This window comes from Pseudomonas sp. P106(2024) (assembly GCF_057480815.1).
The window spans coordinates 345,092-361,455 of sequence record NZ_JBLIYU010000003.1 but is presented as its reverse complement, the minus strand read 5'-3'; the positions used below and the strand labels follow the sequence as shown (position 1 = coordinate 361,455).

Below are 16,364 nucleotides of genomic sequence, written 5' to 3'. Positions count from 1 at the left end.
ACAAGCCTACAACAGCACGCCGTTCGGATCTCGGCACAATTGCTGGGCCAGCAGGCCCAGCGTCATCACTGCGCGCTCTGCCTCGCGATTCCAGGGAATGCCGCAATTGAGGCGGATACAGTGGTTGAACTGCTCCGTATTGCTGAAGATCAGCCCGGGGGCGATGCTAATGCCTTGCTCCAGCGCCCGCACATGCAATTCCTGGGTATTGACCCGCCCCGGCAGACTAACCCAGAGAATGAAGCCACCGGTGGGCCGGGTCATCTGCGTGCCTTCCGGGAAGTGCTGCTGCACCGCCAGCTGGTAAGCGCTGAGGTTCTTGCGGTACTCCTGTCGGATGAAGCGCAAATGCCGATCGTAGCCACCATTCTCCAGGTAGGCCGCCACCGCCATCTGCGTGACGCTGCATGCCGAGTGAGTGGTGAAGGTCTGCAGGCGCTGGATCTCGTCCTGATAGCGCCCAGCGATCATCCAGCCGACCCTTACCCCCGGCGACAGGGTCTTGGAGAAGCTCGAGCAGTAGATCACCCGATCCAACCGATCGAACGCCTTGAGCGCCTTGGTGCGCCCCTGCTCGAACATCAGCTCGCCGTAGATATCGTCCTCCACGATCTGGATGTCGAAATCCGAGGCCAGGCGCAGCAATTGCTTCTGCCGCTCTTCGGGAATGGTGCCACCCAGCGGATTGCTCAGCCGCGCCGTCAGCACCAGGGCCTTGATCGACCACTGATTGGCGGCCAACTGCAACGCCTCCAGGCTAATGCCGGTAGACGGATCGCTGGGGATCTCGATGACCTTGAGCCCGAGCAGGTCGGCCAACTGCAACAGCCCATAGTAAGTGGGCGACTCGGCCGCGATCAGGTCGCCCGGCCGGGTCAGGACCCGCAGCGCCATCTGCAGGGCATCGACACAACCATGGGTCACCACCACTTCACGGGGATCGACCAGCACACCGGCATCGCGCATGCGGATGGCGATCTGCCGACGCAACGGCTCGAAGCCGGGGCTGAACATGTAGCTGAAGGCACGCGGGCTATGGAAGCGCGTCACCTTGGCCAGCTGCTGGTGCAGGGCGCGTACGGGCAGATAGTCGACATGGGGTACCGCCGCGCCGAAGGGGAAGACGCCATCGCGCCGCGCCTCGACCAGCACCTGCTGGATGATGCTGGCCCGGGTGACCAGGCCGGGGCGTTCGACCCGGGCAATATCCGGGGTCTGCGCCGTCAGCGCCGGGGTCTGGTGGACATAGTAGCCCGACTGCGGCCGGGCGCGGATCAGGCCCTGGTCCTCGAGATTGGCATAGGCCTGCAGCACGGTGGCGTGGCTGACATTGAGCTGGGCGCTCATCTTGCGTACCGACGGCACCCGCTCACCCGGCTGGTAGACACCCCGACGGATATCATCGGCCAGTTGCTGGGCAATACGCTGGTACAGCAGCAGGTTGGTCATGGCGTGTTCTCGAAGCGCGGACGGGATCGTTGTTCTTGTGCGACTCACTGCCGAGGCAGAATACCGTAACAGTTGCGAAGTGTACTGGGACAGATCGCAGAATAGTCAACAATACAGTCGCGTGACAGAGAAACGCTCGATGTTTGAGTCGGCGCGCCGACGAACGCACAGAATGGCGATGCCGTTCTTAGTCGCCTGTTGCCGTTGCCGTTGCCGTTGCCGTTGCCGGATACATGGAGTAAGTGGAGACTACTGGCAATGCTTCTTCAGTTACAGTCACTCACTGACAAGCCAACCTCCACAGGAAAGGTATATCACCACCTCAACTGTGAAAGTTGGCTAATCACCAATTCAAGCAATCACAGTTCCGCCGCCAACCTCGACCCTTGATTAATCGCCCGCTTGGCATCAAGCTCCGCCGCCACGTCAGCGCCACCGATCAGATGCACCGACTGCCCGGCCGCAACAAGGCCATCATGCAACTCGCGCAGCGGATCCTGGCCAGCGCAGATGACGATGTTGTCCACCGCCAGCAACTGCGGCTTGCCCTCGCCAACCCGCACATGCAGGCCAGCATCGTCCACGCTCAGGTACTCGACGCTGTTGAGCATCTGCACCTGCTTGTTCTTCAGCCCCGTGCGATGAATCCAGCCGGTGGTCTTGCCCAGGCCGTCGCCAACCTTGGTCTTCTTGCGCTGCAGCAGGTACACCTGGCGCGCCGGCGCATGAAACTCGGCCTTGATCCCGGCCACACCACCACGAGCCTCCAAACGCGTATCGATGCCCCACTCCTTCCAGAACGCCTCGCGGTCCTGGCTGGTGGCCACGCCCTTGTGCACCAGGTACTCGGACACATCGAAACCAATGCCACCGGCACCGATCACCGCCACCCGCTCGCCCACCGGCTTGCGCTCCAGCAGCACATCCAGGTAGCTCAGCACCTTGGCGTTGTCGATACCGGGAATGGCCGGCGTGCGCGGAGCGATGCCCGTGGCCAGGATAATCTCGTCGAACTCGCCGGACACCAGCGCAGCCACATCGACACGGGTATTCAGGCGCAGGTCGACACCCGTGGACTTCACCTTGTTGCGGAAATAACGCAGGGTCTCGTAGAACTCCTCCTTGCCCGGCACGCGCTTGGCCACGTTGAACTGCCCACCGATCTCAGCGGCAGCATCGAACAACGTCACTTCATGACCGCGCTCGGCGGCCACGGTGGCGGCTGCCAGGCCCGCAGGACCAGCGCCGACCACCGCGATACGCTTGACTGCCCGTACCGGCAGGTAGTTGAGCTCGGTCTCATGGCAAGCCCGCGGGTTGACCAGGCAGCTGGTCAGCTTGCCGCCGAAGGTGTGGTCCAGGCAGGCCTGGTTGCAGCCGATGCAAGTGTTGATCTCGTCGCCACGGCCAGCAGCGGCCTTGTTGACGAAGTCAGGATCGGCCAGGAACGGTCGGGCCATGGAGACCATGTCGGCATCGCCCTCCGCCAGCACCGCCTCAGCCACCTCCGGGGTATTGATGCGGTTGGTGGTGATCAGCGGGATTTTCACCGCGCCGCGCAGCTTGGCGGTGACCTTGCTGAACGCCGCGCGCGGCACCTTGGTGGCGATGGTCGGGATGCGCGCCTCATGCCAGCCGATACCCGTGTTGATCAACGTGGCGCCGGCCTGCTCGATGGCCTTGGCCAGCAGCTCGATCTCGTCCCAGGTGCTGCCGCCCTCGACCAGGTCGAGCATCGACAGGCGGAAGATGATGATGAAGTTCGGCCCCACCGCTTCGCGTACCCGGCTCACGATCTCAACCGCCAGTCGCATGCGGTTCTCGTAGCTGCCCCCCCAACGGTCGGTGCGGTGGTTGGTGTGGGCGGCGAGGAACTGGTTGATGAAGTAGCCTTCTGACCCCATGATCTCGACGCCATCATAGCCGGCGCGCAGGGCCAGGCTTGCGCAGGTGACGAAATCGCGGATCTGCTTCTCGATGCCCTCCTCGTCCAGCTCCTTGGGCTTGAACGGGTTGATCGGCGCCTGGATGGCGCTGGGCGCCACCTGTTTCGGGCTGTAGGCATAGCGCCCGGCGTGGAGGATCTGCAGACAGATCTTGCCACCGGCGGCATGCACCGCCTCGGTGACGATCCGATGCTTGTCGGCCTCTTCCTCGGTGCTGAGCTTGGCCGCGCCAGAATACACACCGCCTTCATCGTTGGGCGCGATGCCGCCGGTGACCATGAGCCCGACGCCACCACGGGCGCGTTCGGCGAAATACGCGGCCATGCGTTCGAACCCGCCCGGGCGCTCCTCCAGGCCGGTGTGCATCGAGCCCATCAGGGTGCGGTTGCGCAGAGTGGTGAAGCCCAGGTCGAGAGGGGCCAACAGGTGCGGGTAACGGTCGGTAGCCATGGATGGACTCCACAGGTGGCGTGATCACGGAATGCGGGCGCCTCTACCAGGTCTCTACAACAGCGTGGCGGGGCCCGTCGTTTGTCTGGGGTCGACATTAAACAGGCGTTTGAACACGCTCAATGATCGAAACTGACAACTTATTGATCCTGCTGTACAGCAGGACTACCCTAGGGCACTCCTACTGCCCAGTGCTGGACCGCTCCATGCGAAAACTGCTAGCCGGCGCCCTGGCGCTGGTCATCCTTGCCGCCCTCTGCGGCTACGGCTTCTGGACCCTGCAGCGTCCAGAAGGTCACTACCTGTCCGATCTGCGCATCGAGCTGGCTCTCAACCAGGGCGTGCCGGGCGAGCACGGCAACTTGCTGGGTGTCGAGCCGCTGCTGTATCCGGGGGACTACCAGAACCTCACACGCCTGCACCGCAAGCTCTCAGCCTACCTGGAACAAGCCCGCGCCCAAGGCCTGGTCAATCCGCGCACCGTGGTGGTGTTGCCGGAGCACATTGGCACATGGTTGTGGGCCCGGGGCGAGAAGCGCGAACTGTACCAGGTCACCCGACGCAACGAGGCCTGGCAATGGCTGGAACTGAGCAACCCGCTGAGCTATGGCCTGGCGATGCTCGCCGCCAGCGGCGACGATCGCCGCTCGGACGCGCACCTGCGCATGAAGGCCGCGCAGATGGCCGCCGACTACCAGCAGGTGTTCGGCAGCCTGGCCCGGGAGTTTGGCATCACCCTGGTCGCCGGCTCCATCGTCCTGCCCGCGCCCTATGTGGAAAACGGCGTACTGCGCATCGGCAACGGTCCGCTGTACAACAGCAGTCTGGTATTCGCCAGCGACGGTTCGGTGCTCGGGCAGCCCCAGCACCAGCAGTACCCCGACAGCGAAAGCCGGCGCTACATCCACGACGGCCAGCAGCATCCGCTGCAGGTACTGCAGACTCCCGCAGGACGCTTGGGCGTGCTGATCGGCAGCGACAGCTGGTACCCCGCCAACTACCGGCAACTGACCGCGCAATCGGTGCAGCTGGTCGCCAATCCGGTGTTCCTCAGCGGCAAGCAGAGCTGGCAGGCGCCCTGGCGTGGCAACCGCCATCAGGCCCAGGCCGCCGATTTGCCCCTGCAGCGCGGAGCCGTCAGCGAACAGCGCGCCTGGCAGCAACTGCCCCTGGCCGCCAACGCCAGCACCCCGAGCATGAGCGTGTTCATGCGCGGCCAGTTCTGGGAGCTGGGCAGCGATGGGCAGGGTTTCGCCAGCCAGGGCGGCATGTTGTGGGTCGGCAACGACAGCCACGGCGCGCGCCTGCTCAACCTGTGGCTGTGACGACATGCCCCGCCCCCGCGTACGCCTGGGTGAACTGTCGGTAGGTTTCGTCCAGCCCCTGGCCGAGGCGCTGACGGCACTCGGTCACGATCCACACCCCCTGCTGCTGCGCTATGGCCTCGACGCCAGGCGCCTGGCCGAGCCGGGTGCGCGGTTGTCGATCCCGCGCTACATGCACCTGGGGCACGCGGCGATTGCCCTTTCTGCCGAGCCAGCGCTAGGCCTGCACATGGGCCGCCTGAGCCGCCTGGCCCAGGCCGGGCTCGCCGGCGTCGCCGCCGCCCAGGCCCCGACCCTCGGCGACGCCGCCCGCACCCTGCTGCGCTTTGAGCCACTGTATGCCGCCAACTACCGGGGCCAGTCGAGCTTTCACGAAGACGCCCAGGGCGCCTGGCTGCGGTTCTACTCCATCAGCCCCTACAACGACTACAACCGCTTCGTGGTCGACTCCCTGCTCGCTGGCTGGCTGGCCCAGCTCGGCGCCCTGGCGGCCAGGCCGGTGCAGGCCGAGCGCCTGGAAATCGAGTTCGACGCCCCTGCCTACGTCGCGCAGTACCAAAGCCTGTGCGCAGGCCCGGTGCATTTCGGCGCCACGGCCAACCAGTTGCGCCTAAGCCAGGCCACCCTGGCCCTGCCCAACCCGCAGCACTGCCCCAGCACCTGGCAACACCTGCTGCAGTTGTGCGAGGCGGAACTGGCCCAGCGCACCCGCGTGCGCAGCCTGGGCGAACGCATCACTCACCTGCTGGGGCCACTGCTGAACGGTGGGCGCGAGCCGGATCTGGAAGAAGTGGCGCGACACCTGCAACTGCCGACCTGGACCTTGCGCCGCAAACTGGCCGAGGAAGGCACGCGCTTTCGCAACCTGCTCAACGACACACGTCGCGATCTGGCCGAGACCTATATCCGCGACACGGAGCTGGCCTTCGGCGAGATCGCCTATCTGTTGGGGTTCGCCTCGGCCGAGGCCTTCCAGCGCGCATTCAAGCGCTGGACGGGGCTGACACCGGGGGAATTTCGCCGCCATCAGCGGCAGGTGGGTTAAAGCTCGGTGGCGTCGTCGGCCGGTTCTGGCAGGTCCAGTTCATAGGCCTGGAATTCGAGCAGTTCTTCCAGATAATCGTCCATCTTTACGCCCCTTCATTCATTGTTCTTCAGTCATTGCGCCAACCTAAGCCAGCGAAATGACAGAATGATTACAACCCTATGAACGATAAACGTAGCAGGCGCCCGGGAAGTTATCGACACGTCAGAGTGGCGCCGGCGCCTGCTCTGCGGCCGGCGCGTCCTGCTGTACCTGGATCGGAGTTGGCTCGACGGGCGGCGCGATGGGCTGCGAGCCCTTGCTATCGTCCACAATCGGGGCCGCCGGGGCTTCGCTGGCCGGTACGGGAGCCGCTGGAGCCGCGACAGGCGCGGCGGCAACCGGAGTCGGGGCCGAAGCCTCTTCCACGCTCTCGGCGACCGGCGCGGCAGGCTGCGGCGCGGGCGCCAGGGCAGCGGGCGCAGGCTCCGGCAAGCCCAGGTCGGCGGCCGGTTTTTCCACCTTTGGCTCGGCGGCAGGTTCGGTCTTCTCTGGCTTCTTCGGCTTCGGCAGGTAGCTTTCCACCAGGGCGAAGTATCGGTCGTAGAACTGTGCGGCGGTGACCGTTTCGCTGGCGACCTTGACCATGGAGTCGTCGGTGGAGCCGATCGGCATCGACACCGAACCCAGCACACCGACGCCAAGACTGGCGGAGGTGTTGGATTTCTTCAGGGTGTAGCGGTCCTGCAGGGCGTTGGCGAACATGGTCGAGCGCTGTTTGTCGCTCATGTCCGGCACGCAGGTGATGTTGAAGCTGATCTGCAAGTGGTTCTCGGCATTTTGCTGGAAGCTCTTGTTGCCGGCGACCTGGTTGGCGTCGCTGCTGGTGATGATGTAGCCCTGACTGAGCAGCGCGCGCCGCGCCGCCTCGCAGGAGCCCGCCTCGCTGGTGGCGAAACTGCGGGAGAAGGTGCCCGAGTCATCGAAGTTCTCGTGCTCGTAGACGGCGGCCTTTTTCGAGGAACAGCCGGACACACCCGCCAGCACGAGGGCCAGCCCGAGCGCGCCATAGACGGTTGATCTAGACATTGCCAATTCCGGGAAGAAACGAATGGGGCGTATTGTGCAACACATCGATCAGTGGCTGAAACCATTGATCGGTGAAGACTCTGTCAGCTTGGTGTAAATCCTTGCCCGTGACCGTGCAAGGCGCTGAAATGAAAAAAGCGACCCTAAGGTCGCTTTTTCGTAGCTTCAAGGTGTTCAAAGGGCCTTGAGGCAAAGATGGCGCAGCGGACGGGACTCGAACCCGCGACCCCCGGCGTGACAGGCCGGTATTCTAACCGACTGAACTACCGCTGCGTATCGTTCGGGCTTGCACCCGATTGAAACTGGGATCTGAGCTTTCAAGTGCTATTGCGCGAAAGCCAGGCACAAAAAAAGCGACTTTGATATCGCCTTTTCTGTTTTGCCTTGAGCGTTCATGGGGCTCTTGGCAGAAGATGGCGCAGCGGACGGGACTCGAACCCGCGACCCCCGGCGTGACAGGCCGGTATTCTAACCGACTGAACTACCGCTGCGTATCGTTCAGGCTTGCGCCTGATTGAAACTGGGATCTGGCCTTGTGGCCTCAGACCGGTGCAAGCACCCATCTGGAGAAAAATGGCGCGGCGGACGGGACTCGAACCCGCGACCCCCGGCGTGACAGGCCGGTATTCTAACCGACTGAACTACCGCCGCGCATAGCTGGACTTGCGTCCTGTTCCTCTCTGCCAACGTGTTTCTTTCGAAACCACTGGACTAGGAACGTCTCAGGAAGTGGTGGGTGATGACGGGATCGAACCGCCGACCCTCTGCTTGTAAGGCAGATGCTCTCCCGGCTGAGCTAATCACCCCCGCGATGTTGCTTGTTGCGTTTGCTTCGCTGAGGCCGCGAAATTTACGCAGGTACCGATGCTAAGTCAATACCCCCATTGAAGTTTTTTTCAAAAAGGGCAAAAAAGCCGGTTGCTCTTGCCGACCTCATCGCGGGGCAGGCCCGCTCCTGCAACCAGATGCTCACAGCGTGAGAGCGGGCTTGCGCCGCCACAAGGCCGGCACAACCGACAAAAAAGGGGCTATCGCCCCTTTCTCTTACATCTCAACAGGTTACAGCTCAGTTGTAGATCATCTTGCGGGTCATCCCACCATCGACCACGAACTCCTGGCCAGTGACAAACCCCGCCTGACGCGACAGCAACCACGCCACCAGCGCAGCCACATCCTCGACCGTCCCTACCCTGCCCGTCGGATGCTGGGCATGGTCGGCCTCGGTCAAAGGCTCGGCGCGTCGCTGCGAAGGGTCACGGGCATCGATCCAGCCCGGGCTCACCGCATTGACGCGGATCTCCGGCCCCAGGCTCATGGCCAGGGCGTGGGTCAAGGCGACCAGGCCACCCTTGCTGGCGGCATAGGCCTCGGTGTCCGGCTCGGACTGCCGGGCGCGGGTGGAGGTCAGGTTGACGATCGCGCCGCCATGGGCGCGCAGGTAAGGTGCGCAATGCTTGGCCAGCAGCATCGGGCCATTGAGGTTGACTGCCAGTACCCGGTTCCATTGAGCCAGGGACAGGCTTTCCAGGGTCTGGTTGTGCGGATTGGCGATCGCCGCGTTGCACACCAGCGCATCCAGCCGGCCGAACTGCCCGAGCACCTCGGACACCCCGGCACTGACCTGGGCCTCGTCGGCCACGTCCATGGTGATGAACCAGGCGTTATCGCCCAGGGCCTTGGCGACCTTGGTGCCGCGCGGGCGATCCAGATCGCTGAGCACCACCTGCCACCCCTCGCAGATCAACCAGGCGGCGATGCCCAGGCCGATGCCGCGGGCGGCACCGGTTACCAGGGCTACCCGGCCGTTATGGCCGGGTTCGCCACTCTTCCAGTCGATCACAGCGCCGCCAGGCCGCGGGCCAGATCGGCTTGCAGGTCGGCCACGTCTTCCAGGCCAACCGCCACGCGCACCAGGCTGTCACGGATACCCGCCGCCTCGCGCTCCTGTGGCGTCAGACGTCCGTGGGAGGTGGTGGCCGGGTGGGCGATGGTGGTCTTGCTGTCGCCGAGGTTGGTGGTTATGGAGATCACCCGGGTGGCGTCGATGAAACGCCAGGCGCCTTCCTTGCCACCCTTGACCTCGAAGCTGACCACCGCGCCGAAGCCGCTCATCTGGCGCTTGGCCAGTTCATGCTGCGGATGGCTCGGCAGGCCGGCATAGTGGACCTTCTCGATGCCGTCCTGCTGCTCGAGCCACTCGGCCAGCGCCTGGGCGCTCTCGCAGTGGGCGCGCATGCGCAGCTTGAGGGTCTCCAGGCCCTTGGTGAAGACCCAGGCGTTGAACGGGCTGAGGGTCGGGCCGGCGGTGCGCAGAAAGCCCACCACTTCCTTCATCTGCTCGCTGCGCCCGGCCACCACGCCGCCCATGCAACGGCCCTGGCCGTCGATGAACTTGGTCGCCGAGTGGAACACGATGTCGGCGCCGAGCTTGAGCGGTTGCTGCAAGGCCGGAGTGCTGAAGCAGTTGTCCACCACCAGCATGGCGCCACGGGCATGGGCGATCTCGGCCAGTGCGGTGATGTCCACCAGTTCGGCCAACGGGTTGGACGGCGACTCGACGACCAGCAGCTTGGTGTTGGCCTTGATGGCCTTTTCCCAGCCGTTCAGGTCGACCAGCGGCACGTAGTCCACCTGCACGCCGAAACGCTTGAAGTACTTCTCGAACAGGCTGATGGTCGAGCCGAACACGCTCTGCGACACCAGCACATGGTCGCCAGCACTGCACAGCGACATGACCACGGCGAGGATCGCCGCCATGCCGGTGGAGGTGGCCACGGCCTGCTCGGCGCCTTCCATGGCCGCCAGGCGCTCCTCGAAGGCACGCACGGTCGGGTTGGTGTAGCGCGAATAGACGTTGCCCGGCGTTTCGCCGGCAAAGCGCGCGGCGGCATCGGCGGCCGTGCGGAAGACATAGCTGGAGGTCAGGAACAGCGCTTCGCTGTGCTCGGCCTCCGGTGTACGGTTCTGACCGGCGCGCACCGCCAGGGTGTCGAAACCGACACCCTCGAGGTCACTGTCCAGTCGACCGGCATCCCATTGATCGGTCATGCCGTCGCTCCCAAATCAGTTGTTGTACAGGTCGATGATCGCACTGACCGCCTGGTTCTTCACCTTGGCCAGGTCGTTACGGGCCTGCTCGATGCGATCGAGGTAGGCTTCGTCGATATCGCCGGTGACATACTCACCGTTGAACACCGCGCAATCGAAATGCTCGATCTTGATCTTGCCGCCACCAACCGATTCGATCAGGTCCGGGAGGTCCTGGTAGATCAGCCAGTCGGCGCCGATCAACTCGGCCACCTGCTCGGTGGTACGGTTGTGGGCGATCAGCTCATGAGCGCTCGGCATGTCGATGCCGTAGACGTTGGGGTAGCGCACCGCGGGGGCCGCGGAGCAGAAGTAGACGTTCTTGGCGCCGGCCTCGCGGGCCATCTGGATGATCTGCTTGCAGGTGGTGCCGCGCACGATCGAGTCGTCCACCAGCATCACGTTCTTGCCGCGGAACTCCAGCTCGATGGCGTTGAGCTTCTGGCGTACCGATTTCTTGCGCGCGGCCTGGCCGGGCATGATGAAGGTCCGCCCAATGTAGCGGTTTTTGACGAAGCCTTCGCGGAACTTGACGCCCAGATGGTTGGCCAGTTCCAGCGCCGCGGTGCGGCTGGTGTCGGGGATCGGGATGACCACGTCGATGTCGTGGTCCGGGCGCTCGCGCTGGATCTTCTCGGCCAGCTTCTCGCCCATGCGCAGGCGCGCCTTGTACACCGAGACGCCGTCCATGATCGAATCAGGGCGGGCCAGGTAGACGTGCTCGAAGATGCACGGCTGCAGTTTCGGGCTCTCGGCGCACTGCTTGGTGAACAGCTGGCCACCTTCGGTGATGTACACCGCCTCGCCCGGCGCCAGGTCGCGAATCAGGGTGAAGCCGAGCACGTCCAAGGCCACGCTTTCCGAAGCGATCATGTACTCGACGCCTTCGTCGGTGTGACGCTGGCCGAACACCACCGGACGGATGCCGTTGGGGTCGCGGAAGCCGACGATGCCGTAGCCGGTGATCATCGCCACCACCGCGTAGCCGCCGACGCAGCGGCTGTGCACGTGGGAAACCGCGGCGAACACGTCTTCCTCGGTCGGTTGCAGCTTGCCGCGCACGGCCAGTTCATGGGCGAACACGTTCAGCAGCACTTCGGAGTCGGAGTTGGTGTTGACGTGACGCAGGTCGGACTCGTAGATCTCCTTGGCCAACTGCTCGACGTTGGTCAGGTTGCCGTTGTGCGCCAGGGTGATGCCGTACGGCGAATTGACGTAGAACGGCTGCGCCTCGGCCGAGGTGGAGCTGCCGGCGGTCGGGTAACGCACGTGACCGATGCCGATGCTGCCGACCAGACGCTGCATGTGGCGCTGCTGGAAAACGTCGCGCACCAGGCCGTTATCCTTGCGCAGGAACAACCGGCCATCGTGGCTGGTCACGATACCGGCAGCGTCCTGGCCGCGGTGCTGGAGCACGGTTAGCGCGTCATACAGCGCCTGATTGACGTTCGACTTACCGACGATACCGACGATGCCACACATGCGACGCAACCCCTACTTTGATGAAACTTGAGTGAAGAGCGCTCACGGCTTGGTCGGCCCGAGCAGCTGCTCCTTGAACGGAAGGTCAACGGGTGCGCTGACCCCACTGGACATCCACTGGCCGGTGAACCCGAGTATGAGGTTCTTCGACCAGTCGGCTACCAATAGAAATTGTGGTATCAGGCGCGATTCCTGCCACCACGGATCCTGTTGCACCGGCCCCAGGCTCAACAGCCCGACCGCCACCACCACCAGCAAGCCCCCGCGCGCGGCGCCGAAGGCCATGCCGAGGAAGCGATCGGTACCGGACAGCCCGGTCACGCGGATCAGCTCGCCGATGAGGAAATTGAGCATCGCCCCGACCAGTAGCGTGGCGACGAAAAGAATCGCGCAGCCGGCGATGACTCGCGCGGACGGCGTCTGGATATAGCTTTCAAGGTACTGCGAAAGCGACCCGCCGAACATCCAGGCCACCGCACCGGCGACAATCCAGATGAGCAGGGACAAGGCTTCCTTGACGAAGCCGCGCTTGAGACTGATCAGTGATGAAATGGCGACGATCGCGATGATCGCCCAATCAACCCAGGTAAATGCCACGGTGTTGCCTGCCGACGTTTGAGGCGGCGCATTTTACCAGAGCAAGGAGGCTTGGGGTAAGCGGAATGTCAGGTGTTTGAAGGGCTGCGGACTGACTCTGGGGACAGCTTTGCGGACTGCTGTAGGAGCACCCTTTCGCGACACAAGGCCGCTCCTACAGGGGGACGTGCATGTCCAGAGATGAACTCAGCCACGCTCCGGCTGGAAGCGCACCACGATGCCTTTGAGGTTCTGCTGGCGATTGATCACATCACGCAGACGCTCGGCCTCGGCACGCTCGATCAGCGGCCCGACGAATACCCGGTTCATGCCGTCCGCCGAACGGATATAGGCGTTGTAGCCCTGGCTGCGCAGGGTCTTCTGCAGGTTCTCGGCACCAGCCCGATTGGACAGGCTGGCCAGTTGGATCGACCAGCTCACCGGCAGGCCGTTGGCGTCGATCTTCGACGGCGCGGCTGGTTTGGCGGCAGGAGCGGCGGGCGCAGGCACAGGACGCGCCTCCACCTTGGCCACCGGCGGCGTCGGCACTGGCGTCTGTGGCTTGGGCTGCGCGGGCGGCGCCACGGTCACTACCGGCGCGATGGGCTGGCTCGGCGCCGTCACCGGCGCCGTGGACTCGTCGACCACCACCGGCGGCTGCTCGTTCTGCTCCGGCAACGCCTGAGGTTCTGGCACCTGGACAGGCTCCACCTGAACCTGGGGCAGGCTGGGCATGGCCGGCGCCTCCGGCGCCTCGACACGCACCTGGCGCAGCTCGTCCTCGCGAGTGAACAACATCGGCAGGAAGATCACCGCCAGCGCCACCAGCACCAGCGCACCGACCATGCGCTGCTTCATCCCTTTATCCAGCACTGCCATCTACTCCATCCTCGGGGACCTGCCGCTCGAGCCAGGCCAGGGCCTCGCCGACGCAGAAAAACGAACCGAACAGCAGGATCTGGTCATCCGCCGTCGCCTGGGCGCACTGCCCTTCGAGGGCAGCCGCGACACTGGCGTAAGACTTCACCGTCGCACCGAGGTTCGTCAAGGCATCCGCCAGCTCCGCGGCAGGGCGACTGCGCGGCGTGTCCAGCGGCGCCACCGCCCAATCGGCGACCTGGTCGCGCAGCGGCGCGAGCACACCGGCCAGGTCCTTGTCGGCCAACAGGCCGAACACCGCCAGGCGCCGCCCCTTCACCGGGCGCGCCGCCAGGCGGCGGGCCAGGTACTCGGCAGCGTGCGGGTTGTGACCGACATCCAGCAGCAGCTCCACGCGCTTGCCACGCAGCAGCAGCTCGCGCCGGTCGAGACGACCGGTGATACGCGTATCCAGCAAGGCCTGGCGAACCGTGCCAGCATCCCACGGCAGGCCCATCAGCAGGAAAGCCTGCAAGGCCAGGGCGGCATTCTCCATGGGCAGGTCGAGCAACGGCAGGTCGCGCAACTCCACAGGCGAACCGTCGAGCTGGCGACCACGCCAATGCCAGTGTTCGGCACTGCTATCCAGGTCAAAATCACGCCCGCGCAGGAAGAACGGGCAACCCAACTCGCGTACCTTGTCCAGCAAAGGCTGTGGTGGATCCAGGTCACCGCACAGCGCAGGCTTGCCCTGACGGAAGATCCCCGCTTTCTCGTAGGCCACCGACTCGCGGCTGTCACCCAGGTAGTCGATGTGGTCGACGCCGATACTGGTGACCAGCGACACATCCGCATCCATCAGGTTGACCGCGTCCAACCGGCCACCCAGGCCGACCTCGAGCACCACTGCGTCCAGCGCGGACTGCTTGAACAACCAGAACGCCGCCAAGGTGCCCATTTCGAAATAGGTCAGCGAGATTTCGCCGCGTGCCGCTTCCACCGCGGCGAACGCCTCACACAGGCGCTCATCGCTGGCCTCGCGGCCTTCGATCAGCACCCGTTCGTTGTAACGCAGCAGGTGCGGCGAACTGTACACCCCGACCTTGAGCCCCTGGGCGCGCAGCAACGCGGCCACGAAGGCGCAGGTCGAGCCCTTGCCATTGGTGCCGGTCACCGTCACCACCCGCGGCGCCAGCTTGCCCAGCCCCAGGCGCGCCAGCACCTGTTGCGAGCGCTCCAGGCCCATGTCGATGGCCGAGGGGTGCAACTGTTCGAGGTAGGCGAGCCAGTCGCCCAGGCTGCGCTGGTTCATCACGCGACCGCGGCGACCTCTTTGGCCGCTTCCGGAGTCGGCTGGCCGGTCATCTGCGCCAGCAGGCGAGCCAGGCGCGGACGCAGCTCGTCACGGGAGATGATCAGGTCGATGGCGCCGTGCTCCAGCAGGAACTCGCTGCGCTGGAAGCCTTCGGGCAGTTTCTCGCGCACGGTCTGCTCGATCACGCGCGGGCCGGCGAAGCCGATCAGCGCCTTCGGTTCGCCGACGATCACGTCGCCGAGCATCGCCAGGCTGGCCGAAACGCCGCCGTAGACCGGGTCGGTCAGTACCGAGATGAACGGAATGCCTTCTTCGCGCAGGCGCGCCAGCACGGCGGAGGTCTTGGCCATCTGCATCAGCGAAATCAGCGCTTCCTGCATGCGCGCACCGCCGGAAGCGGAGAAGCAGACCATCGGGCAGCGGTTTTCCAGGGCGTAGTTGGCGGCGCGCACGAAACGCTCACCGACGATGGCACCCATGGAGCCGCCCATGAAGGAGAACTCGAAGGCACTGACCACGATCGGCATGCCCATCAGGGTGCCGCTCATGGAGATCAGCGCGTCCTTCTCGCCGGTCTGCTTCTGCGCGGCGGTCAGGCGGTCCTTGTACTTCTTGCCATCACGGAACTTCAGGCGGTCGACCGGCTCCAGATCGGCGCCCAGCTCGGCACGGCCTTCTGGATCGAGGAAGATATCGATGCGCGCGCGGGCGCCGATACGCATGTGGTGGTTGCACTTAGGGCAGACGTCGAGGGTCTTTTCCAGCTCCGGGCGATACAGCACGGCTTCGCAGGACGGGCACTTGTGCCACAGCCCTTCCGGCACCGAGCTCTTCTTCACCTCGGAACGCATGATCGATGGGATCAGTTTGTCTACCAACCAGTTGCTCATGCTTGCTTTCTCCAGTATTGGCCGGGGAGACCTGCGCGGCCCCGCCCTGCCCTTGAGCTCAAATTCTTCTGTAAAGCGACGATGGGCCGGCTACAACCGCCCCACCTCCAATTCTTCCCCGGCATGCCCCGCGCTCTGGCGCGACCTGGCAGCACCGGGCTGCGAAAGCTATGGACGATGGCGCGCGGCCAGCCGTCACATCCGCGTTCACGCCTGCTTCACCGCCTGCATGAAGGCTTCGATCTTTGCTGCTTCCTTGATGCCCTTGGCCTGCTCCACGCCGCCACTGACATCCACCGCGTACGGGCGCACCTGGCGAATGGCCTCGGCGACATTGTCGGCCGACAGGCCACCAGCAAGGATGATCGGCTTGCTCAGGCGCTGCGGAATCAATGACCAGTCGAAGGCCTCACCGGTTCCTCCCGGCACGCCCGGCACATAGGCATCCAGCAGGATGCCGCGGGCGCCGGCGTAGTGCTGGCAGGCGGCCTCCAGGTCATCCCCGGGGCGCACCCGCAGGGCCTTGATCCAGGGGCGGTGGTAGCCCTCGCAATCGGCCGGGGCTTCATCGCCGTGGAACTGTAGCAGGTCCAGGGAAACCACTTCGAGGATCTCGTTGAGCTCGCAGCGCGAGGCATTGACGAACAACCCCACGGTGGTCACGAACGGCGGTAGCGCGTCGATGATCGCCCGCGCCTGGCGCACGTCCACCGCCCGCGGGCTTTTCGCATAGAAGACGAAACCGAGGGCGTCGGCGCCGGCCTCGACCGCGGCCAGGGCGTCCTCGATACGGGTAATCCCGCAGATCTTGCTGCGAACGTTGCTCATGGACGGCGAACCTTGGGTGATCGGGAAAGCGTCGATGGTAGCAAA

13 protein-coding genes and 4 tRNA genes are annotated in these 16,364 nt (G+C 64.6%); 2 read left to right on the top strand and 15 right to left on the bottom strand.

The features are described 5' to 3' along the window. Positions 1-6: 6 nt before the first annotated feature. A complete protein-coding gene (locus AC25M7_RS07895; protein WP_028690450.1) occupies positions 7-1,449 on the bottom strand; it encodes an aminotransferase-like domain-containing protein in 1,443 nt (480 codons plus the stop codon). 359 nt (positions 1,450-1,808) lie between these two features. Next, positions 1,809-3,845, bottom strand: coding sequence for an oxidoreductase (locus AC25M7_RS07890; RefSeq protein WP_486970912.1), 2,037 nt, complete (start codon positions 3,843-3,845; stop codon positions 1,809-1,811). Between the two features lie 206 nt (positions 3,846-4,051). Between AC25M7_RS07890 and AC25M7_RS07885 the strand changes: the two genes are divergently transcribed. Then, complete coding sequence (locus tag AC25M7_RS07885) at positions 4,052-5,170, top strand: nitrilase-related carbon-nitrogen hydrolase (protein ID WP_028690448.1); 1,119 nt, start codon at positions 4,052-4,054, stop codon at positions 5,168-5,170. 4 nt (positions 5,171-5,174) lie between these two features. Next, entirely contained in the window at positions 5,175-6,215 is a 1,041-nt protein-coding gene (locus AC25M7_RS07880) for an AraC family transcriptional regulator (protein WP_028690447.1), read from the top strand. Between the two features lie 204 nt (positions 6,216-6,419). Here the strand turns inward: AC25M7_RS07880 and AC25M7_RS07875 are convergent, their stop codons facing one another. The 13 genes from AC25M7_RS07875 to AC25M7_RS07815 all read right to left on the bottom strand — a co-directional run bounded on the left by AC25M7_RS07875 (position 6,420) and on the right by AC25M7_RS07815 (position 16,319). After that, positions 6,420-7,283, bottom strand: a complete 864-nt coding sequence (locus tag AC25M7_RS07875) for a DUF2242 domain-containing protein (RefSeq protein ID WP_062363725.1) — start codon at positions 7,281-7,283, stop codon at positions 6,420-6,422. A gap of 196 nt (positions 7,284-7,479) precedes the next feature. Next, positions 7,480-7,556: transfer RNA gene (locus tag AC25M7_RS07870), tRNA-Asp, on the bottom strand. Between the two features lie 141 nt (positions 7,557-7,697). After that, a tRNA-Asp gene (locus AC25M7_RS07865) sits at positions 7,698-7,774 on the bottom strand. A gap of 83 nt (positions 7,775-7,857) precedes the next feature. Next, positions 7,858-7,934, bottom strand: a tRNA-Asp gene (locus AC25M7_RS07860). Positions 7,935-8,013: 79 nt separating this feature from the next. Beyond that, positions 8,014-8,089 (bottom strand) — tRNA-Val (locus AC25M7_RS07855). Between the two features lie 260 nt (positions 8,090-8,349). Next, positions 8,350-9,123, bottom strand: a complete 774-nt coding sequence (locus AC25M7_RS07850; protein ID WP_062363728.1) for an SDR family oxidoreductase — start codon at positions 9,121-9,123, stop codon at positions 8,350-8,352. Further along, positions 9,120-10,331, bottom strand: coding sequence for an O-succinylhomoserine sulfhydrylase (locus AC25M7_RS07845; RefSeq protein WP_028690444.1), 1,212 nt, complete (start codon positions 10,329-10,331; stop codon positions 9,120-9,122). The genes AC25M7_RS07850 and AC25M7_RS07845 overlap by 4 nt, the downstream gene beginning before the upstream one ends. Positions 10,332-10,346: 15 nt before the next feature. Next, positions 10,347-11,852: an amidophosphoribosyltransferase gene (gene purF / locus AC25M7_RS07840; protein ID WP_028690443.1), complete on the bottom strand. Its 1,506-nt coding sequence runs from the start codon at positions 11,850-11,852 to the stop codon at positions 10,347-10,349. 42 nt (positions 11,853-11,894) lie between these two features. Beyond that, positions 11,895-12,449, bottom strand: a complete 555-nt coding sequence (locus AC25M7_RS07835; RefSeq protein WP_028690442.1) for a CvpA family protein — start codon at positions 12,447-12,449, stop codon at positions 11,895-11,897. Between the two features lie 186 nt (positions 12,450-12,635). Further along, entirely contained in the window at positions 12,636-13,307 is a 672-nt protein-coding gene (locus AC25M7_RS07830) for an SPOR domain-containing protein (RefSeq protein ID WP_207852711.1), read from the bottom strand. Next, a complete protein-coding gene (gene folC / locus AC25M7_RS07825; protein ID WP_028690440.1) occupies positions 13,291-14,598 on the bottom strand; it encodes a bifunctional tetrahydrofolate synthase/dihydrofolate synthase in 1,308 nt (435 codons plus the stop codon). The genes AC25M7_RS07830 and folC overlap by 17 nt, the downstream gene beginning before the upstream one ends. Beyond that, positions 14,598-15,491, bottom strand: a complete 894-nt coding sequence (accD, locus tag AC25M7_RS07820) for an acetyl-CoA carboxylase, carboxyltransferase subunit beta (protein WP_028690439.1) — start codon at positions 15,489-15,491, stop codon at positions 14,598-14,600. Before accD ends, folC begins: the two co-directional genes overlap by 1 nt. 207 nt (positions 15,492-15,698) lie before the next feature. Then, positions 15,699-16,319, bottom strand: a complete 621-nt coding sequence (locus AC25M7_RS07815; RefSeq protein ID WP_028690438.1) for a phosphoribosylanthranilate isomerase — start codon at positions 16,317-16,319, stop codon at positions 15,699-15,701. Between the last annotated feature and the right edge of the window lie 45 nt (positions 16,320-16,364).